Annotated in this window: 19 protein-coding genes; 7 read left to right on the top strand and 12 right to left on the bottom strand. The window is 57.9% G+C overall.

Features of this window, described 5'->3' with window-relative positions; genetic code table 11:
* Nucleotides 1-39: 39 nt before the first annotated feature.
* The 7 genes from addA to regB all read right to left on the bottom strand — a co-directional run bounded on the left by addA (nt 40) and on the right by regB (nt 11,500).
* A complete protein-coding gene (gene addA / locus AC2FLX_RS02960) occupies nt 40-3,402 on the bottom strand; it encodes a double-strand break repair helicase AddA (RefSeq protein ID WP_496810719.1) in 3,363 nt (1,120 codons plus the stop codon).
* Entirely contained in the window at nt 3,399-6,326 is a 2,928-nt protein-coding gene (addB, locus tag AC2FLX_RS02955) for a double-strand break repair protein AddB (RefSeq protein ID WP_496810720.1), read from the bottom strand. The genes addA and addB overlap by 4 nt, the downstream gene beginning before the upstream one ends.
* Nucleotides 6,319-7,005 (bottom strand): nucleotidyltransferase family protein, encoded by a 687-nt coding sequence (locus tag AC2FLX_RS02950; RefSeq protein WP_496810721.1) that lies wholly within the window; start codon nt 7,003-7,005, stop codon nt 6,319-6,321. The genes addB and AC2FLX_RS02950 overlap by 8 nt, the downstream gene beginning before the upstream one ends.
* Nucleotides 7,002-8,006: an aminoglycoside phosphotransferase family protein gene (locus AC2FLX_RS02945; protein ID WP_496810722.1), complete on the bottom strand. Its 1,005-nt coding sequence runs from the start codon at nt 8,004-8,006 to the stop codon at nt 7,002-7,004. The genes AC2FLX_RS02950 and AC2FLX_RS02945 overlap by 4 nt, the downstream gene beginning before the upstream one ends.
* Entirely contained in the window at nt 8,006-8,476 is a 471-nt protein-coding gene (gene tsaE / locus AC2FLX_RS02940) for a tRNA (adenosine(37)-N6)-threonylcarbamoyltransferase complex ATPase subunit type 1 TsaE (protein ID WP_496810723.1), read from the bottom strand. Before tsaE ends, AC2FLX_RS02945 begins: the two co-directional genes overlap by 1 nt.
* A 41-nt stretch (nt 8,477-8,517) precedes the next feature.
* Nucleotides 8,518-10,032 carry a PAS-domain containing protein gene (locus AC2FLX_RS02935; protein ID WP_496810724.1) on the bottom strand — a complete coding sequence of 505 codons (1,515 nt, stop codon included), beginning with the start codon at nt 10,030-10,032 and terminating at the stop codon, nt 8,518-8,520.
* Between the two features lie 70 nt (nt 10,033-10,102).
* A complete protein-coding gene (regB, locus tag AC2FLX_RS02930) occupies nt 10,103-11,500 on the bottom strand; it encodes a sensor histidine kinase RegB (protein WP_480750016.1) in 1,398 nt (465 codons plus the stop codon).
* An 89-nt stretch (nt 11,501-11,589) separates the two neighbouring features.
* On the opposite strand from regB, the gene AC2FLX_RS02925 reads away from it, so the two are divergent.
* From AC2FLX_RS02925 to AC2FLX_RS02915, 3 genes are all read left to right on the top strand, one after another.
* Nucleotides 11,590-12,210, top strand: coding sequence for an SCO family protein (locus tag AC2FLX_RS02925; RefSeq protein ID WP_496745206.1), 621 nt, complete (start codon nt 11,590-11,592; stop codon nt 12,208-12,210).
* Nucleotides 12,211-12,295: 85 nt separating this feature from the next.
* The gene (locus tag AC2FLX_RS02920; RefSeq protein WP_480750014.1) at nt 12,296-12,850 is read left to right on the top strand and encodes an ActR/PrrA/RegA family redox response regulator transcription factor; all 555 of its coding nucleotides are present in this window, start codon (nt 12,296-12,298) and stop codon (nt 12,848-12,850) included.
* 3 nt (nt 12,851-12,853) lie between these two features.
* Nucleotides 12,854-13,126, top strand: coding sequence for a hypothetical protein (locus AC2FLX_RS02915; protein WP_496745208.1), 273 nt, complete (start codon nt 12,854-12,856; stop codon nt 13,124-13,126).
* 157 nt (nt 13,127-13,283) lie between these two features.
* Here AC2FLX_RS02915 and AC2FLX_RS02910 read toward each other — a convergent pair whose 3' ends face one another.
* On the bottom strand, nt 13,284-13,877 hold the full coding sequence (locus tag AC2FLX_RS02910) for an HD domain-containing protein (protein ID WP_496745210.1): 594 nt from the start codon (nt 13,875-13,877) through the stop codon (nt 13,284-13,286).
* Nucleotides 13,878-14,084: 207 nt separating this feature from the next.
* On the opposite strand from AC2FLX_RS02910, the gene AC2FLX_RS02905 reads away from it, so the two are divergent.
* Nucleotides 14,085-14,399: a hypothetical protein gene (locus AC2FLX_RS02905; RefSeq protein WP_480750012.1), complete on the top strand. Its 315-nt coding sequence runs from the start codon at nt 14,085-14,087 to the stop codon at nt 14,397-14,399.
* Nucleotides 14,400-14,512: 113 nt separating this feature from the next.
* Nucleotides 14,513-15,907: an adenosylhomocysteinase gene (ahcY, locus tag AC2FLX_RS02900; protein ID WP_496745213.1), complete on the top strand. Its 1,395-nt coding sequence runs from the start codon at nt 14,513-14,515 to the stop codon at nt 15,905-15,907.
* A 300-nt stretch (nt 15,908-16,207) separates the two neighbouring features.
* Here the strand turns inward: ahcY and AC2FLX_RS02895 are convergent, their stop codons facing one another.
* Genes AC2FLX_RS02895 through tsaD form a run of 4 tightly spaced genes read right to left on the bottom strand, consistent with a single transcriptional unit; the run spans nt 16,208 to nt 18,957 of the window.
* On the bottom strand, nt 16,208-16,630 hold the full coding sequence (locus AC2FLX_RS02895; protein ID WP_496810725.1) for an EVE domain-containing protein: 423 nt from the start codon (nt 16,628-16,630) through the stop codon (nt 16,208-16,210).
* Nucleotides 16,630-16,899, bottom strand: a complete 270-nt coding sequence (locus AC2FLX_RS02890; protein WP_496810726.1) for a YciI family protein — start codon at nt 16,897-16,899, stop codon at nt 16,630-16,632. The genes AC2FLX_RS02895 and AC2FLX_RS02890 overlap by 1 nt, the downstream gene beginning before the upstream one ends.
* A 1-nt stretch (nt 16,900) precedes the next feature.
* A complete protein-coding gene (locus AC2FLX_RS02885) occupies nt 16,901-17,863 on the bottom strand; it encodes an NAD(P)H-dependent glycerol-3-phosphate dehydrogenase (protein WP_496745217.1) in 963 nt (320 codons plus the stop codon).
* Nucleotides 17,860-18,957, bottom strand: a complete 1,098-nt coding sequence (gene tsaD, locus AC2FLX_RS02880) for a tRNA (adenosine(37)-N6)-threonylcarbamoyltransferase complex transferase subunit TsaD (RefSeq protein WP_496810727.1) — start codon at nt 18,955-18,957, stop codon at nt 17,860-17,862. The genes AC2FLX_RS02885 and tsaD overlap by 4 nt, the downstream gene beginning before the upstream one ends.
* Nucleotides 18,958-19,053: 96 nt before the next feature.
* Between tsaD and AC2FLX_RS02875 the strand changes: the two genes are divergently transcribed.
* Entirely contained in the window at nt 19,054-19,767 is a 714-nt protein-coding gene (locus tag AC2FLX_RS02875; RefSeq protein WP_496810728.1) for a uroporphyrinogen-III synthase, read from the top strand.
* Nucleotides 19,768-19,819: 52 nt separating this feature from the next.
* A partial coding sequence (locus AC2FLX_RS02870; RefSeq protein WP_496875374.1) for a hypothetical protein occupies nt 19,820-20,094 on the top strand: 275 nt, incomplete at its 3' end.

Below are 20,094 nucleotides of genomic sequence, written 5' to 3'. Positions count from 1 at the left end.
GCGCTTGGGAAATGAAAGTAGGTCCGCCACTATGGGAGGTCAAGATATCTTGGTGCGCCCAAGTGCATCACTCACAAGATCGTGGGGCAACCACATCAGACTGGCGGTGCGGGTCCACAGGATTGCCGTGCGGATCGTCTTTCCGGGATAGATCTGCGCCAGCGCCTGGGCATAGGCCCCCATCTGTCGCAACAGGCCCTCGGGGCAGGATTCCGGGGCATCCGGAACTGTCGCATTCGTTTTGAAATCAATGGCCTGCACGTCGGTTTCCGTTACGATCAGCCGGTCGATAACGCCATGCATCCGGCCCGAAAACAGCTTTGCGGTCACCGGAACTTCGGCCAGTGTGTCCGGCGCGAATACCGGTGCAAGATGCGGTGCGTTCAGCACCGCCGCGGCCTCTGCTCTCAACTCCTCGCGTTCGGCCTCTTGCATATCGGGCAACAAACGAGCGCATAGCCGGGCCTGATTTTCAGGGGCGATTCCCGGCAGATGCTCCAGCAGCAAATGGATCCGGGTCCCCCGCAATTTGGCCGCCTCTTCATCCAGCCCCAGATCCCCCGGCAGCGCCTTCGCGCCGCCCAGATCCGAAGGGCTAATGGTTTCCGACGCCATTTCGACCAAAGGCGCGGAACGCCGGAAAACCTCTGGCAATTCTATTTTGGCTTCCTCCGGTGAAGCGACATTATCCGCAAAGGGCAACCCATCCCAATTGCCATGTGACAGCCGCCGGATCCCGGAACCCTCGACGATAGTGGCGCCAGCCCGATCCATTGCCGCTTCGACCATCTGGTACCAGCTAGTCCCGTCCTTGCCGACATCGCCCGCCGCCGCAACAATTAACCACTTTTCGACCCGTGTTAGAGCCACATACAAAAGACGCAACCGTTCGGCAATCTGTTTGGCCTGCGCCTCTTCGCGTGCCTGCGCGACGATCCTTGGCGAAGCGTCCCGAGACACCCTCCAAAGCGGTGCGCCCTCGGCCCGCATCACTTCGTCATCCGTTGGCGCCCTGCGCGCACCCGTATCCGGCAAGATCACGATCGGCGCCTCCAGCCCCTTGGCACCGTGAACCGTCATCACCCGGATCATGTCACCCACTCCGCTCATCTGGCGCTTGATTTCCAGGTCGTCGGTCTGCATCCAGACAAGGAAACCCGTCAGGCTTGGGATATCCGTCCGTTCATAAGCCAGCGCCTGACTGAGCAGCGCGTTGATTCCGTCCTCGGCCTCGGGCCCCAGCCGCCCCAGCAGTTTTCGACGCCCGTCGTGGCGCGTGAGGATGCGCTCGATCAGATCGTAGGGCCTGAGAAAATCGGTCTGGCCCCGCAGATCATTGAGCACCGCGAGCGTTCCCGGAAACTCGCTTTCGCGTTGGCGCAGTGCGGCCCAGAGGTATTTCTCCTTGCGTGCATGCGCCAGATTGAAAAGCTGCTGCTCGGACCAGCCAAACAACGGTGATTTGAGCACAGTGGCCAGAGACAGGCTGTCCTCGGGCGTGGCAAGAAAGCTCAAAAGCGCTGCCAGATCCTTTACGGCCAGTTCCGCGCCCACTTTCAAACGGTCGGCGCCCGCAATCGGCAGGCCTGCGGATTTGCAGGCGCGAATAATCTCGGCAAAGAGGTCCGAACGGCGCTGCACGAGGATCAGGAAATCGCCCGGTCGCACCTTGCGGCGAACGAATGTGCCGGGTGTGTCACCGTCTTCGGGGATGGTTTCACCACGCTCGATCATCGCCTTGATCGACTGGGCCACCTGCTCGGCAAGTACGACCGTATGGTGCCGCGCGCTGGGCCGGTCGACCGGATCGGTCCAATCGCCATCCTCTTCATCATCGACCTTTTCGACCACCGGCCACAGGTCCACCCGCCCCGGCAAGTCGGCCTTGAACGCGCGATGCAGAGCGTCTTTGTGAAATCCGGCATCAGCGCGATTGTCGAACACCAGATCCACCAGTTGCAGGATGGCCGTGGATGAGCGGAAGGAGAATTCAAGCGTCAGATTCTCCAAGTTAGAGCCTGATTCTGAAAGTTTTCGGCCAAACGCACCCTGCATCCGATCAAAGGCCTGCGGATCGGCGCCCTGAAAGGAATAGATCGACTGTTTCTTGTCGCCGACGACAAAAATCGTGCGTTCGACATCCGTGCGGGCACCTTCCCCACTGGTGAATTCCTGCGCCAGCTTTTCGACAACGTCCCATTGTTCCGGGCTGGTATCCTGTGCTTCGTCCACAAGAATGTGGTCGATACCGCCATCCAGACGATACAGCACCCAGGCCGCGACCGCGGGGTCGTTCAACAGCTGCCGTGCTTTCAGGATCAGGTCGTCGAAATCCAGCCAGCCACGCAACTGCTTGCGCCGCTCGTATTCCGGCAGGAACGCGGCGGCGAATTTGTGCAGGGCCAATGATTTCTGCGCCGCAACCAACGCCAGCCGCCTTTCACGCGCGTTCTCAACCCGGAGCATCAGCGACTCAAGCGCCGGCATCGCGTCAGTCAGTGTTCCTTCCCGCAGGGCTTTTGTGGGAAAGCCGCCTATCTTTGCCGTGAAAGGTTCTTTCGCGCCTGCGCCGGTCAACAGCACGTCTTCCAGAATAGGCAGCCCAGCCAGCGTTGCGTCTGTGAATCCGGCAAGTTTCGACGCAGCCTTGGCGTTGTTGCCGCCACTTTCGGTCAGCGCAGGCAGTAGCGACCGAATTAATTCAACTTCGCCGCCTAGGTACACGTGATCCAGCAGGCGTTGCTCATTGAAGCTTTCGGGTAGGTCAAACAGGCGCAGCAGATCGTCCCAAGTACAAGGATCGGCAAACAGGTTACGGTTTGTCGTGATTGCCTGTGTCAGCTTGTCAAAACCGGTATCGGTGACAAAACGCGCAACCGCGTCGATTAGCGGTGCTTGCGGGCCATCGGCAAAATCCTCGACGATTTCTTCGCGCAGCAAGGCGGCGGCCCGATCTTCCATCTCGGTAAACTGAGGGCTGACCCTTGCCTCAAGCGGAAAGCGGCGCAAGAGCGAGGCACAGAAAGAGTGGATGGTCTGGATCTTCAGGCCACCCGGTGTTTCGATGGCGCGGGCGAACAGCGTGCGGGCGTGTGCCAGACGGGCAGGATCGATCGCATGCTCGACACCCAGTTCTGTTAGCTCTGACAAAAGCTTGTCGTCGTCCAGCATTGCCCATTTCCCCAGCCGTTTGAACAACCGGTTCTGCATCTCGCTGGCCGCTGCCTTGGTATAGGTCAGGCACAGGATGTGTTGGGGCTGCACGTCGCTCAGCAAAAGCCGGGCAACACGATCGGTCAGCACCCGCGTCTTGCCCGACCCTGCGTTGGCCGCCAACCAGGTCGAGGCATTGGGCCGCGCCGCCTGCACCTGCCGCTCGGTCGCTTCGTTCCGAGGGGTCATGTCAGGTCCTCCGGGACGGGATTTGCGGTTCGGTCCCATTCACCGAAACGGGCCAGGTGATCGTAGTCGCCAGTGTCGGAATCCTTGTGCAGCATTCGGCGCGAGGAATATCCCTGATCAGGCTCTAAGTAAGCGGAAATCAGTTGTTTGAGTTCCGAAAGAACCTTATCGGCCGGTTCTTTTTCCAAGGGCGCCGGAACTTCCTTGTACGTCCCGCCCATGCCGATGAAAACGGCCTGAGCCACCGGCATCGGATCGAACCCTTCAAACCCGCCCTCTTCTGCCAGCGCGGCCTCGATCAGCAACTGTTTGTCGAATTTCGATTGCTGGTTTTCGGTTGGGGGCATACCGGTCTTGTAGTCGTATATCCGTAACGACCCCCGCGCTGTCTGATCAACCCGATCGGCCCGCCCTACGAGCGTGAAATCCAATGGATCGAGGCGTTTTTTCATCTTGGCCTCGAACGCAACAGGCCCGGCATCGCTGCGGCGGGTGATCTCGGCGGCCAGAAACGCGTCGGCAATCCGCGCCAGACGCGCCAGCCATAGCTTTCGCGCCGTTGGCCAGGCTACATGTTCCAACAGCAAGGTTTCTGCGCGTTTCAGAAACGCATCACGTGTCAAAAGCGCGCCATCCAGAACGCTGTCACGGATGAATGCTTCGAGAATTTCGTGGATCACAATCCCTCGCAGCAAGGCATCCGGCGCCTGAACCAGCGGATCGAGCGGTTTCAGCGACAGCACGTGACGGGCATAGATCGCGTACGGATCCCGGATCAGCTTCTTGATTTCGGTGACCGACAGCTGCGTCGGGCGCGTCGATACGGGCGGCCGCGGAGAGGGGCGCGGGGCCGGATCCAGACGCGGTGCCTCTTCCAGCTTTGCCGCCCAATCCAACCATTGACGGCCGCGAGCACGCATAGCGTCCAGAGCGTCGGGGCCATCCGCGTCTGGCAAACCCTGTAACAGGTTGATCAGTCGGTTAAGCCAGCGCGAAGGCACCGTTTCGGCGTCGTCCGAGCGACTGGCACGGGTCAACCAGACTTCGGGTGCGGCGATGGCCTGTTGGAAATCGTGGGCCGACAAGCCGATCCTCCGTTCGGGCAGCAGCAACCCCGCCTTGTCGCGCATCTGACGGTTCAACCAGGGGTCAGGGGTGGCGGCCTCGGGCCAGCTCCCTTCGTTCAGGCCGCCGAGAATGAGCAGGTCGGCCCCCTGCACCCGCGCCTCAAGCGTACCCCAGATCATGATGCTGGAATGAGGCGCGTCGCGGTCGCGCACCTCTTCGCCCGCTAGCAGCGCGCCAAGAAGATCGGCAAAATCGCGAGCGACCATGGTACCACCATGCGCGGCCTCGTCCTCCAGCGACGTGATCACAGCAAGCGCCTTTTGACCGGCGTTCATGTCCCAGAGAGTTCCCCCCTCACCTGTGCTTCCTGACGAAATCTTCTCGGCCAACTCGCGCAAGCGGTGAACCCAGTCGGCCAGCGGCAGCTCAACGGTCACTTGCTGATCGCAGAAATGCGTGGTCAGCCATTGCATCCAACCTTCGGGCATTTCTTTGCGGATCGCGAAACCGGTAAGGCTGGCGCTGTCAGGATAAGGCGGGCCATTGCGGCGCAGGTCGAGTTCAAGATCACGGGTGTGCAACAGGTGCGCGCCACGCTCACCGCCGGCGTGACACAGGGGATGCTTCAACAACGTCAGAAGCGCTTCACCATCCAGCCGATTGACAAACAGCCCGGCAACATGTCGCAAGAACCGTCCCGGAGGCGAAAGCTGAAGTGGTAAACCGGCACTGTCGTCAGGCACAATGGCCCAGCGGTCCAGCGCGGCGCTGACCTGTCGTGTCAGCATCCGGTCGGGAGTGATCAGCGCTGCCGTCTGACCGGTTTCCGCCGCCTGTCGTAGACGCAGGGCAATGGCCAGCGCTTCGGCACGGGGAGATTGCGCCTCGACCAGCGTCACGTTGGCGGTTGCGGGGACCAGGTCGACCAAGTCTGGGCCTTCGGCCATCCAGGCGTCAGTGACCGGGGCAGGGCGCAAAGCCAAGGAAACCAGACGGTTGCGGGCAGGCGATGGGGGCGCGTCATCCGTCCAACGGGTGATTTGGTGCGGTTCGATCCCCAATCCACGCATCAATTTGCGAAACCGGAATTGCGGGTGATCTTCGGACAACAACGCGTCATCCAGACCAGACCAGACGTAATCTGGTTGGTCAAAGTCGAACCCGGGCAGAACCAAAGCGCCTTGCGGCAAGCGAGCCACAGCCTGCATCAGCATCAGCGTGGTCCCGCGCGAGCCGGTCGATCCAGCCAGTACTATCGGATGGCGCGGCGGATCTGCCTGCCAACGGTCAATCAGGTCTTCAACAACCCGCCGTTGCCGCGCCTGAACGTCCTGCGCGTCGTCCCCGGAAGTGATGAACTGGTCGGCGATCGAGATAAAAGTCTGAGCCCGCGCCCAGTGCCCGGACATGTCGCTGACATCCAACTGTTGGATGGCTTGGGGCAATACACCTTCGCCCTGCATTTCGTCGATCAGCGTCGCAAGGCTGTCGGCCAGATCGTAAAGCGAGGCGCGGGCCGCTAGATTCGGTTGTTGGTCCAAGAGCTTGCCGATCAGTTGCGTCAATTCCAACCGGCGTCGCAGCGGCGGGATTGCCGGCGGTAATCGGGACAGATCCGCGCTTTCGCCCAGATCAGTGATCAAACTCATGCGTGGCAACAGACAGGCTGGACCCGCGTCGAACAGGTTGCGCACGCGACGCGCCATGCGGCGGGTGTTGACGACCACTTGCGCCCGCGCCAGCGTTTCGGGTGGCAGATGTGCGGTGCGCGCCATCAGCCCGGTCACAAGCGCCTTTGGGAAATCCACGCCGGGCGCGACAGCAAATACGCGCGGGCTGGCGTTGGCTTCAAACATCGGCGAGCAACTCTTCGGCCAGGGTAATGCCCACAGGATGGCCGACGTCGCACCAACGACCCGGATATCGGAGCGCAAACAGGCGGTTCTGCTGCTGCATCACGTCCCATAACATGTTGAATGAAAAGGAAGACTCCGTGAACTGTGCCAACCCTTCGGTCTTGGTGATCTGTATGCCGCCATAGATAAGGCCAGGGCCGCGCCGAATGCGACCCTCGGCGTCAGCCATGAAATCTCCGGCGCCGGAATGCCCCAGCGCATGTGCCACCGGTATACACATCAATAGCGCATCCATGATGTCAGGGTTCCACGCGGTGCGCAGCATTTCCAGCGGGTTTGGGCCGGCCCAGATTGCGTCGGTGTTCAGAGTGAACACTGGATTGGCACCCAGAAATGGCAACGCAGCCCGAAGACCACCACCGGTATCCAGAATCTCGGGCTCTTCTCGCGACAACAAAACGCCACGGGGTACCAAATGCGCAGCCAGCTGATCCGGTAAATAGTGCAAGTTTGCCACAATGCGGTTCAGACCCGCGGCCCGAACCAGATCCAGCGTGTAATCGATCAGCGGGCGGCCTGCGACCTTGATGAGCGGCTTGGGTGTGTGCTTGGTCAGCGCGCCCATGCGCGTGCCGAACCCTGCCGCAAATAGCATCGCTGCATCCGGGCCGTAGGTCATTTGTTTCGCAACTTTTCGAGGTTTTCCGGTGTCGGTGGCGGGAGCGTTTCGCGCAGGAAACCGGCGACTGAAGCCAGCGCAGGGTTCTCCAGATCGCGCATCAAGAGCGCCCATGTCGCAGGAATGAGATCAACATATCTCGGCTTGCCGTTTTCGGTTGCCAATCGGGCGAACACGCCAAGGATCCGGAGGTTCCGTTGCGCGCCCAAAACGGCATAGGCAGTTCGGAAATCATGATCGTTCGATCCGGTGGCCTCGACATAGTGATTGATCATCTTCATCTCGACACCTGCTGAAACTTTACGGCGAACATCCTGAAGCAGGGACACGAGATCGTACGCCGGATGGCCCAGCATGGCGCATTGGAAGTCCAGCAAGCCAACGCGACGCACGCCTTCACGATCCGGCAGCCAGATCAGGTTTTCGGCGTGGTAGTCTCGTTGAATAAGAACCTTGGGGCCTTGCGTCTCGCGCAGCAGTATGTCCGAAAACCGGTTTTCGAACCGTTCCAGGGTATGCTGGTTTACCTCTTGGATGATGCCAAAGGCATATTTTGTGAAAGCCAGCGCTGCAAGTTCGGTCATCAGTGTCGGGTCATAGCTGTCGAGCGGCGGCAGCGGTGCCTGATGCAATTGTACAAGTACGTCCGTCGCGGCCTCGTACAATTCGGGTTCAAGCTCCGATTCTCGTTCGAGAACGCGCGCGAACAGGTCGTCACCCAGATCTTCGAGCAAAAGAAAGCCGTTTTCGGAATCCTCGGCGTAGATCTGGGGCGCGCTCAACCCCACGGACAACAGGTGGTTGGCAATTGAGACGAATGGGCGGACGTCTTCTCCCATGTCCGCAGGAGCATCCATAAGAACCGCGGTGCGACCTGTTTCGGGATCGGTCAGGCGTTTGTATCCGCGGTTGGAGGCATCCCCGGCCAGCGGTGCAGAAGTCGCGTTTGCCCAATCGGTCTGGGCAATGAAGGTTTCGGCCAGAACCTTTCTGTTCGTCATTAAAGTATCTCCAAAAGCAGGTTCCATTTCGGATCAGACCATGTGACCCTCAGGTGCCGGGTTTCCTCGTTTTCCGGGTCCGTTTCAAACAGCAGCCTCAATGCGCCGGCAGGTTCGAGCGGACCCAGTTTTTCCGGCCATTCGACAAGGCAGATCGAGGTTTCAAATGCGTCGGTCAATCCCAGTTCCTCAAGCTCGTCGATATCGGTCAATCGATACAAGTCCGAGTGCCAGATTTCACCTTTCTGCGTGTCATAAGTCTGAACAAGGGTGAAAGTTGGCGAAGGGACATCTTCAGTTTCGATCAGCAGTGACTGGATGAGGCTGCGGGCGAAATGAGTCTTGCCACTGCCAATCTCGCCGGCCAGCAACAAAACGTCGCCGCGTGTCAGTTCGGCCCCCAACAGGGCGGCAAACGCGGCAGTGTCGTCCGCGGTCGCAAGAGTGATTTGGTACGGGGCAGGCGTCATGGCGCCACAATGGCGTCGGCGGGACCCCGCTGCAAGCAGGTTCAGGTGCAGGCTTGCTCCGGTACAGATACGTCAGGCGGTTCCGCCATAACAGCAAACCGAACAATGGTCGCGCCATTCTGAATGGGGCTGACCGTGCAAGACACCGGCGTTCCATCCCGCAGACTGACGCACGCCGACCACTCGGCACGCTTGTCGCTGTCGGTGACGAAGTTGCGGATCTCTCCCCAGACCGGTGTGGCAAGGCACTGATCTTGCCAAGTTCGGGTTATTTCCTGGACACTCTGTTGGATTAATCCTGCGTCCGGTTCGGTACCCCAAAGGTGGTAATAGGCGCAGTTGGAAAAAGCTAACGACCCATCCGGTGAGAACACAGCGATTGCGTCAGCAAGCTTGTCGAATATCGCCTGGACCAGTTCCAGTTCGGCACGAAACTGTCGCGTCAGGGTTATCTCGGCGGTGATGTCTTCGAACAGGAACGCAACAGCGCCGTCGGGATGTGGCCGGCCGCTGACACAATAGACCGACCCAGAAGGCAAGGACCAAGTTTCCTGAAAACTGCCATCAGTGGCCGCTTCGAGAAGATCGTTCATTTGCTTTCGCCACCCGCCATAATTCTTGGGTTCCGGCATCATGTTTTGATTTCTCAAGCGGTCGAAGAAAGTAGAGATTTTTGGCCGGCAGCTCAAAAAATCCGCAGGCAGCGAGGTCAGATCAACCAAAGCTGGATTAAACAGGGCCAGTTGCCGGTTGCGATCAAAGATAGCTAAACCGATCGAAAGTTGTGCAAAGGTTTTTGCCAATGTTTGTACGAACTTGCGCTGGGCGACCTCGGCCTCCACGATTGCGTTGATATCGACGGCATAACAGAGGGTTCCCTCGTCATGGGGAACGATCGAAAGGTCGAACCACAACTTTCTCTCGGTATCACCGATCGTCAGCGAGAACCGGTATTTTTTCCCGGGCTGCATATCCTCGTCCGCGTCTGGAAACATAGGCGCGGTCAGGTCGGTGTCTTTGCCGCGAATCTTGCGGGCCAACGACACATAGGCGGTGTTGCACCAGCTTACCGTGTTCTTGTGATCTGTCAGCCAGACCGGATAGGGAGCCTTGTCCATTGTCAACCGCAGAGGCGTATTAGAGCTGTCTTGCACTTGGCGCCCTTCGTGCTGCTCGGGCAGGTCACGGATTTGCACGCGCACGATCCCGTCTATCCATTCGCACAAAACGTCCTGCATCAAGATGCTGTTGATTGCGGGAACCACGATCGTACCTGCGACGCAGACATCTTCGGGACTTTCCGGAAACGCGGGAAAATTGCGTCTTAACAATCGCCTCAGACCACCCCAGTCCGTGACGTCTTCGTGCCCAGCCAGCGCGATGTCGGAATGCGTAACCAGATCATTCCCCGCAAAGAGGAAAACCGAATTGTGCAGCATGTCGGGCGACAAAAGCCCATAGGCCATATTTCGGGACCGCTTTCGCGGTGCCAGCCACAGGACGGCAAGGACCGAAGACACAGTGCAAAGCCCTGCCAGCAGGAGCCAATCAACCATCAGTGAATGCTGCGTAATTCCGTACGACCATGAGTGATCCTTGGGCAGGAATGGTTAATGGTTCGTTAACTCAAATCGGGATCTGCTGATTGTGCCCGGACGGAACCGGGTGATCTCCGGTTTGTGCATCGATCAGGTTTCTCGGCCAGATAACCTTAACGATGGCGCCGCGGCGGTCGGACAAGTCGGTGAGAGTTTGGTACGGATCGGCGCCGTTGGCGAATTTCAGTTCGGCACCACTGCGTTCCAGCAATGTTTTCGCGATGAACAATCCCAGACCCATGCCTTCATATTCCGGGCGCTCCTTGTGGTCGGATTCCGCGCGGCGCTTGCGCACGAAAGGATCACCGATTCGACCTATCATGTGGTGCGGATAACCGCGTCCGTCATCCATGATGTTGATGATGATCCAATTGTCGGTCCATTCCGCTTCGACCCAGACATTCTTGCGTGCAAAATCCACCGCATTCTGGATCAGGTTTCGAAGCCCATGAATGATCTCGGGCTTGCGCAGGATCGAGGGTTGCTGCACATCGCCACCAGCACTTGGGCCTTCGTGAAAATGTACGATCTTTCCACGGTTCACATGCGGTTCGGCGGATTCGTGGATCACCGTCGACAAAGGCGCCTGACGCAGATGCAGATCATCCTTTCCCGCTCGCCCCATGTTGCGAAGGATATCCCGGCATCTGTCCGCCTGTTCGCGGATTAGAACCGCGTCTTCGCGCAGCTCTGGCCGGTCATCAAGTTCTTCGATAAGTTCAGAGCTCGCCAGTTTGATGGTTGCCAGCGGTGTTCCCAATTCGTGTGCTGCAGCGGCAACAACACCGCCGAGATCGGTCAGCTTTTGTTCCCGCGCCAGCGCCATGTGGGTCGCTGCCAGTGCCTCGGACATGGATTGAACCTCGGAACTGATCCGATAGGAGTATCCTCCCAGAAACACGATCGCGATAACGATGGCGGCCCAGTTGCCGAACACGAATATGTCGGGAATTCGCAGGATAAAGCCCATGTCGGTTCTGAGGGGCAGGTGAAAAATAGCCAAAAGCGTCACTAGAATGACCGCCACCGCGCCAATGATCATGGTCGAACGCAAGCTCATCACGTTGGCCGAAATGGTCACCGGACCCAGCAACAACAATGCAAACGGGTTGTGCAGACCTCCCGTGAGATACAAAAGGAATGCCAGTTGCAGCAGGTCGAACAATACCATCAGAAAGTTCTCGAACTCTGACAGCCGTTTGTTCTCGGGAAACAGAAAAATCGCGACCAGGTTGCCCATGACCGAGATTCCGATGGCAAAATAACAAAGCCCCAGTTCCAGTTGGAGGTCATAGAACCGCTGTGCGACGGTGATTGCGATGATCTGACCGGCGATAGCCACCCAGCGCAACAGAATAAGCGTTCGCAGGCGAATCCAGCTGCTGCGCTCTTGTCCGCGCCAAAGGCTCATATTGGAATTCGGCATCGGTTGATTATGTCCTGTTGCAACGGCTGAATACCTTGATAGGTGTCTGCCGCAAGACGATCAACAACCCATACCTCAGGTACCGCTCCATGACCCGTTTTTATGCCATCATTGCCGCCGCTATTTTACTTGTCGTCCTGGGCGCCACTTGGGTTTTGACGCTTGGGCGCGGATCGGATGATCAATTTGCTCAGTGCCGCTCCAGCCAGATTGCCGGGGGTGCAGGTTCGATCGGCGGCCCGTTCGAACTGGTCAACGCCAAGGGCGAAACCGTGACCGATAAGGATGTGTTAACCGGACCGTCGCTTTTGTATTTCGGCTATACGTTTTGCCCGGACGTCTGCCCGCTTGATACCTCACGTAACGCCGAGGCTGTCGACATTCTTTCAGAGCGCGGCCAAATAGTGACGCCGGTCTTCATATCGATCGACCCGGACCGGGACACACCAGAGGTGGTCGGCGATTTTGCCCTGAATCTGCACGAGCGGATGATCGGCCTGACGGGTTCGCCGGAACAGGTCAAGGCAGCCAGTAAGGCTTACAAGACCTATTACAAGGCGCATGACAAGAGCGACGAATACTATCTCGTCGATCATTCGACCTTCTCTTACCTGGTTTTACCCGAGCACGGTTTTGTCGAGTTCTTCAAGCGCGATGAGACTCCTGAGCAGATGGCCGACAAGATCGGCTGTTTTCTGGGTAACATGTAAGTGCGATAGGGCGTTTGACCTTTGCCGAGGGGCTGGTAATACTCGCCGATAGGGCAAAGACCGAATAATCGCAGAAAGAAAGAGCATGGCCGACACTTCCCAGCTTGAAATCGGACCCGACAAGTCGCTTTTGCTGGTAGATGATGACGAACCGTTTCTGCGGCGTTTGGCCAAAGCAATGGAGAAGCGCGGGTTTGAAATTGAAACCGCGGCGTCGGTTGCGGCAGGCCGCGCCATCGCAACTGCTCGGCCGCCCGCATTTGCCGTCGTTGACCTGCGGCTGGAGGATGGCAATGGTCTGGATGTCGTTGAAGTGCTGAGAGAAAAGCGCCCGGATTGCCGGGTCGTGGTGCTGACCGGATACGGCGCCATCGCGACCGCCGTCGCGGCCGTCAAGATCGGTGCCACGGATTATCTGTCGAAACCGGCCGATGCGACCGACATCACCAACGCGCTGCTTGCCAAGGGCGACGAGTTGCCGCCGCCGCCGGAAAACCCAATGAGCGCGGACCGTGTGCGGTGGGAGCATATTCAGCGGGTTTACGAACTGTGCGACCGGAACGTCAGCGAAACCGCCCGCCGCTTGAACATGCACCGCCGGACGTTGCAGAGAATTTTGGCGAAGCGTAGCCCTCGGTGAGAGTTGAAACTTCCGCTTCTATTTACTGTGGTATTGGTCGGATCAGTTTTCCAAGTACGCGCGGCATGTATTGATGCGGGAAATCCAACCTTTGCTCAGTATCCGCGAACAGTTGGTCATTGCGTTGAAGGCGATTGCCAGACCGCCTTGCTGACGAGGGATTGCGGTAACGTCCGCTACTTGGCGCAAGAGTTTGAAACAGGCCAAAGCGAATGGCTTTTCCGAATAGTGTTCAATGAAATCGGTGACGAAGACGATGAGTTTTTTATCATATGAGATGGAGTTGAGCTGTCAAAAGATGACTACTCGAGTTTGCCCTGCAATCCCATTTCCAATCGTGATGATTGTTCGCTTATTATCGACGTGCTTGGAAGTTCATCTAGGTAACTCAGGCAGCAGAATTATCCGCAAACGCTTTTCATAAACCAAGCGACTAGAGTTTTCCCAACAACTCCGCATGCCGATCGGTATACGCCTCCCGTACTTCAATCGGTGGTCTTAACTTGATTTCCAACCCTTCCATCACGGCTTTATCCGGTCGCCCAAAAAACTTCGTCGCCTCGGTCTCGGAAAAGCCGGCGATCTGGGTTGCCTCCATCCAGGCGCTGATTTTGTCGGCGCGTTTGATCTGTTTCTTGATCGTTGCGGGGATGACGGCGGGCAAGCCGAACCGGATGTGAATGGCTGCGGCGAGGCGATCGTCGAGATCACCATAATCCGGCCCAACGGCGGATTTAACAGGCGAGATCATGTCGCCGATCACGTATTCTGGGGCGTCGTGCAGCAGCGCGGCCAAGCGCCATTTGACCGGAGCCTTCGGTGCGATGCGGCCAAAAAGCTCCTCGACCAGCAGCGAATGTTCGGCCACGGAATAGGCGAAATCGCCATCCGTCTGACCATTCCAGCGTGCAACGAAGGCGAGGCCGTGGGCGATATCCTCGATCTCGATATCGACTGGCGTCGGGTCCAACAGATCCAGGCGGCGGCCCGACAGCATTCTTTGCCACGCTCTGGGTTGTGTTGCCATTCTGCCATGCCCCTTTTGCCTTGCCGTGGTGATGCCACAATTGCAGCGTAGCCTGTATTTCATCCTGATCACATGCTGCCAACACCTTCTTGAAGGGACGTGCTTTGAACCGGCGCGCGTGGATCACGATATCAAGTGCAGAGGGGGGCGTGCATTCCTCCCGGCGCGTCCTCCTCAGATCGAAACGTGTATCGAAAGGAGAACGTCATGTTCAAGCGCTTGTTGGGCCTTACCCTTGCATTCGGCATGGCAGCAACCGCGCCACCCGCCTTTGCCGCCAGTTGTGCGATGCGGGATACCATTGTTGCCAACCTGAAAGAAAAATTCGCTGAAGAATTGACATTTGGCGGATTGCAAAAGACCAGTGGTGCGCAATCCGTCATGGAAGTCTGGTCTTCGAAGGAAACAGGCACATATACCGTGCTTTTGACTCAGGCCAACGGGATTGCCTGTGTTGTCGCCGCAGGCACGGATTTCTTCGAAGCCATTCCAAAAATCGAGGCTCAGGGCACACCAAGCTGAATTGGATACAAGAACACTGTGGGATAGATCGGTTGTCAGGTTGACAAAGTTGCCATGCCCGCCGGTGGATGTTATGCGCTGCGCGGATGAGCTTTGTCGGAATGGAGCAACCGATGCCCGCAGACTATATCGTTAAGGATATTTCGTTGGCCGAATATGGCCGCAAAGAACTGGATATCGCCGAAACAGAAATGCCGGGGCTGATGGCCTTGCGGGCAGAATACGGTGAAAGCCAGCCATTGAAAGGCGCCCGTATTGCCGGATCGCTACATATGACCATTCAGACTGCCGTTCTGATCGAGACGCTGGTTGCGCTGGGCGCGGATGTGCGCTGGGCATCATGCAACATTTTCTCGACACAAGACCATGCTGCTGCTGCGATCGCTGCAAGTGGAACGCCGGTGTTCGCCGTCAAGGGCGAAACGCTCGAGGAATACTGGGATTATGCCGACCAGATATTCCAGTTCCCCGAGGGCGGCGCAAACATGATCCTTGACGATGGCGGCGATGCGACGCTGTACATTCTGATGGGTGCACGGGTCGAGGAAGGTGAGACCGACCTGATCGAAAATCCGCAATCGGAAGAAGAAGTCGCGCTGTTCGCGCAGATCAAGAAGCGTTTGGCAGAAAGTCCGGGCTGGTTCGTCAAGCAACGCCATATGATCAAGGGCGTGTCCGAAGAGACCACTACCGGCGTGCATCGCCTGTACAAGATGATGGAAAAAGGCCATCTGCCGTTCCCGGCGATCAACGTTAATGACAGCGTGACCAAGTCGAAGTTCGACAACAAGTACGGCTGCAAGGAATCGCTGGTCGACGGTATCCGCCGCGCCACCGACACAATGATGGCGGGCAAGGTTGCCGTCGTCTGCGGGTATGGCGACGTTGGAAAAGGCTCTGCCGCCTCGCTGCGCGGAGCTGGTGCCCGGGTGAAAGTGACCGAGGTTGACCCGATCTGCGCGCTTCAAGCGGCGATGGACGGTTTCGAGGTGACTCTGCTGGAAGACGAAGTTGCATCTGCCGATATTTTCGTTACGACGACAGGCAATAAGGACGTGATCCGCATCGAGCATATGCGCGAGATGAAAGACATGGCCATCGTCGGAAACATTGGTCACTTCGACAACGAAATTCAGGTTGCGAACTTGAAAAACCACAAGTGGACCAACATCAAGGAACAGGTGGACATGATCGAGATGCCTTCGGGCAATCGCATCATCCTGCTGTCCGAAGGCCGCCTGCTGAACCTTGGAAACGCAACCGGCCATCCGTCGTTTGTGATGTCGGCCTCGTTCACTAACCAGGTTCTGGCCCAGATCGAGCTCTGGACCGGAGGCGAGGATTATGACAACCAGGTCTATATTCTGCCCAAGCACTTGGATGAGAAGGTTGCGCGTCTGCATCTGGATCGGATTGGTGTCAAGCTGACCCAACTGCGCGCCGATCAGGCGGACTATATCGGGGTCAAGCCGGAAGGCCCGTTCAAACCAGACCACTACCGCTATTGATCCGACAGAAATCGACTTTGAGTGCCGCCGGAGCATTTCGGCGGCGTTTCGCGTTTATTGGAGAATTTGGATTATATTTTAGATACTTAAGGTTTGCCCAAGTGGCACTGGATCGGCTATGAAGTGAACTAAGACCAGGACGGTCAGGACCAGAGTTTTCAAAACGCGTGTGGTGAAATGGGAGCACGCGGGGTGGGGAAGGTTCTGATGCGTCAGGACCTTCCCAAATTCTCGAGTAGCGCTGTTCGGGCGAAAATTAAGTTCGTGCTACCAGTCGATCCGTGCCATCAGCGAAGTGCGTCAATCCGGCATCGTCTGCCCTAACGCACAGACCCGTCGCCATTCCGCTTCGGTTACAGGTTGCACGGACAGTCGTGAGTTTTTTACCAGCATCATATCCGACAAAGCCTCATCTGCCTTGATCTGATCCAGCGTAACCGCGGCTTCAAACGGACGTACCGCCTTGATGTCGACGCATTCCCAGCGTGGATCGCCGGCCTTGCTATCCGGATGAACCTCGGCGCAAACCTCGACAATGCCGACCACCGCTTTTTCGGTTTGTGAGTGATAGAAGAAGCCCCGGTCGCCAAACTTCATCTCGCGCATGAAATTGCGGGCCTGATAGTTGCGCACGCCGTCCCATTCTTCGCCCGCCTCGCCCTTTGCGAATTGTTGATTCCAGCTCCAGGTCGAGGGTTCGGATTTGAACAACCAATAGGCCATCAGCCGATCACCTTTTTCCACGGTATCAATTCGACGGATTGGAACAGCCCGGCTTTGGCATAAGGATCGTTGTCGGCCCAGCTTTGGGCTTCGGCCAAGTCTTCGACATCCAGAACGATCAGCGAACCGACCATTTGGTCACCGTTCAGCAAGGGACCGGCCTGCGACACCACACCGGTCTCTCCGATATAGGCCAGATGGGCGGCGCGATTGTCAAGCCGGGTTTGCAGGGAACCATCCTTGTCCCGGGCAATCAGGGCAATCAGCATGTCATTCCTCCTTGAGGGGTCGGTTGAGTAGATATCGAATGGCTTCGGCGACGCTGTATTCACCGCCGCTTAGTTCGGCTACGGCCGTGCTGATAGGCATGTCGAGGCCTTGTTCGCTTGCAAGCTGCGCCACGGCGCGGGCGGTTGCGACGCCTTCGACCGTTGTTGCGCTGTCGAATGTTTCGTGGCGGCCAAGGGCCAGGCCGAACCGATAGTTGCGGGATTGTTCCGAAGAGCAGGTCAGCACCAAATCGCCCAGACCGGACAACCCCATGAGAGTTTCGGGACGGGCGCCTTTCAGGCTGGCGAACCTCTGCATCTCGGCAAAGCCGCGTGTCAAAAGAGCTGCGCGCGCGCTTTCTCCCATGCCTTCTCCGATGCAGGCGCCGCAACCGATCGCCATAACGTTCTTTAATGCACCGCCGAGCTCCGCGCCGACCGTATCCGTCGTGCGATACAGCCGCAGATTCGAGGTTGTGAGTTCGGATTGCAGTGTTGCTCCCAAATCCGCATCCACACAGGCCAGTGTCAGCGCGGTTGGCAGGCCCTTTGCTATGTCACGGGCAAAGCTTGGGCCGGTCAACAGGGCGGGGCGGGCGTTGGGTAACGTCTGGGTAATGACCGAAAGCGGACCCACACCGGTGTTCAGTTCGATTCCCTTGCAGCACGCAACCAACAGGTGACTGGAAAGACATTCGGCATGGTCGGTCAGCGCCTGACGCAGTCTTTGCATGGGGATCGCCAACAACAGGGTTTTATTGGCCGCCGCTTCGGAAAGATCCGAGGTGATGTTCAGCGTGTCGGGTAACGACACCCCGGGAAGGCGGAGGGCGTTTTCGCGGGATTTTCGCATCAAATCCGCCTGTTCTTCCGAACGGGACCACAGGGTTACCCGACCATTACCGGAAAGCGATATCGCAAGCGCTGTTCCAAACGCCCCCGAACCCAGCACAGCAATACTCATGCCTTGGCCCCCTTTTTGCCGCTGCCCAGCAAGGCAGGGCTGGATTGATCCAAGGGCCATCGCGGGCGGGCGGTCAAACTAAGATCGTCGCACACACCTGCCCGAAATCGCTCCATCCCGGCATAAGCAATCATGGCGGCGTTGTCAGTGCAAAGATGCAGGGGTGGAGCGATAAAACGGGCACTATGCTCTAGGCAAACGGTCTCTAACGCAGCGCGAATCGCGCAGTTCGCTGCAACACCCCCTGCCACGGCGACAACGGGATCCGCCGGGCCTTCTTTCAGATACAGGGCCAAGGCACGTCGAGTCTTTTCGGCCAATGTGTCGACAACAGCATCTTGAAAACCCCGACACAGGTCGGCGCGGTCTTGCCGGGTCAACCCGCCTTTTTCTCCAACGATCTGATCGCGCATCCGCATCAGGGCAGTCTTGAGGCCGGAAAAGGACAGGTTGCAATCCGGGTGATCAAGCAGGGGGCGGGGAAAGCGAAAACGCTTGGGATCTCCCGTTTTAGCCTGGGCCTCGACCGAAGGCCCACCGGGTTGCGGCAGTCCCAGCAAACGGGCGGTTTTGTCAAAGGCCTCGCCCGGCGCGTCGTCGATCGTGCCACCCAGACGGGTGAACCTGTCCGGGCTGAGCGCGATCAGATATTGGCAATGTCCTCCGGACGCCAGAAGCATCAAATAAGGATAGTCCACTCCATTGGTCAGGCGCGGCGTAAGCGCATGTCCGGCCAAATGGTTTATTCCGATCAGCGGCAGGCCGGTAGCAGCGCTCAGGCCCTTGGCGCACATCACGCCTGACATGACGCCACCGATCAGCCCCGGTCCGGCAGTCACCGCGATTGCATCCATATCTGTTAGAAATAGACCAGCATCCTCCAGGGCTTGACGGACGCAAACATCCAGTTTCTCTGCATGTGCCCGAGCTGCAATTTCAGGCACGACGCCGCCAAAGGCGCTATGCAATTCGGTCTGGCCATAAACGACTGAAGACAGGATTTGCGCAGGTTCTCCCTCGGTCTGACGCACGACGGCCGCTGCAGTATCGTCGCAGCTGCTTTCCAGTCCAAGTATCGTAAAAGTTTGCGCCATCGACCCGAACCGTTGCATCATGATCGAAAGCCGGGGTATCACCCCGCGCGCATTCAAACAATCCCGTGACTAATCGCTTTGCACATACGCCTGTTGATGACCCGTCCCCGCGCCGCCTCTGAAAAGTTTGCAGCGCAACTGCTTCCGGTTTTGTCGGCGGATGTAGACGTCATTATCTCTCCGCTTATCGATATCCAACCACATCGCCAGGATATTGACCTTGGCCGTTTCGCAGGTGTCATCTTCACATCTTCAAACGGTGTTGCCGCTACGGCGCGGTTGTCAGGTGACCGACAATGTCCGGCTTTCTGCGTGGGCCCGGCGACAACTGACGCCGCAAACAAAGAAGGGTGGCAGGCAATTATGGCCGGCGAAACAGCAGGAGAGTTGATCGCAGACCTGGTTTCCCGCCGACCCAAAGGACCACTGCTGCATTTGAGAGGCGAACACGGTCTCGGCGATGTCGCCGTAACCCTTTCCAATTCCGGATTGCCAACAGAGGAGCAGGTTGTTTACCGGCAAATACAGCTTGGATTCTCTGATGCGGCACGCGCGGCGATGGTTGATGATCAACCCGTGCTGGCCCCGATCTTTTCCCCAAGAACCGCGCGACATTTTGCCGATCAATGGAAAGGCACGGCCCCGCTATGGGCGGCGGCAATAAGCGAAGCAGCTGCGAAGCCTCTGGAATCGTTGAATATTCAGGGTCTGGTTGTTAGCAAGTATCCAAACGCCGAAGGAATGCGCGCCGCGATTAAAAAGCTTGTGAGTGATCGTATGCGGGTTGAGAGCGCTCGGAACGCGGATTAACCTGCATTGGTCTGTGGGTTCTAAGTATTTGAGAATCAAGGGGGAGCTGACGGTGGCCGGCAAAAAGAAGACAGATGAAGACCACGACGCGATCCCTGCAACAGATGACGCAACCGACGACCAGAGTTCGCACTTTTCGGCAGGTGCGACTGAAAACACCGTTGACGATGCTACAGCCTCGGAAGATTTGACCTTCGAAGCCGAAGCCGAAGCCGAAGCCGAAGCCGAAGCCGAAGCCGAAGCCGAAGCCGAAGCCGAAGCCGAAGCCGAAGCCGAAGCCGAAGCCGAAGCCGAAGCCGAAGCCGAAGCCGAAGCCGAAGCCGAAGC

The sequence above is a fragment of the Ruegeria sp. YKSF57 genome, from assembly GCF_059612585.1.
The sequence above is the reverse complement of the archived record's forward strand: the minus strand, read 5'-3'. Positions and strand labels throughout refer to the sequence as shown.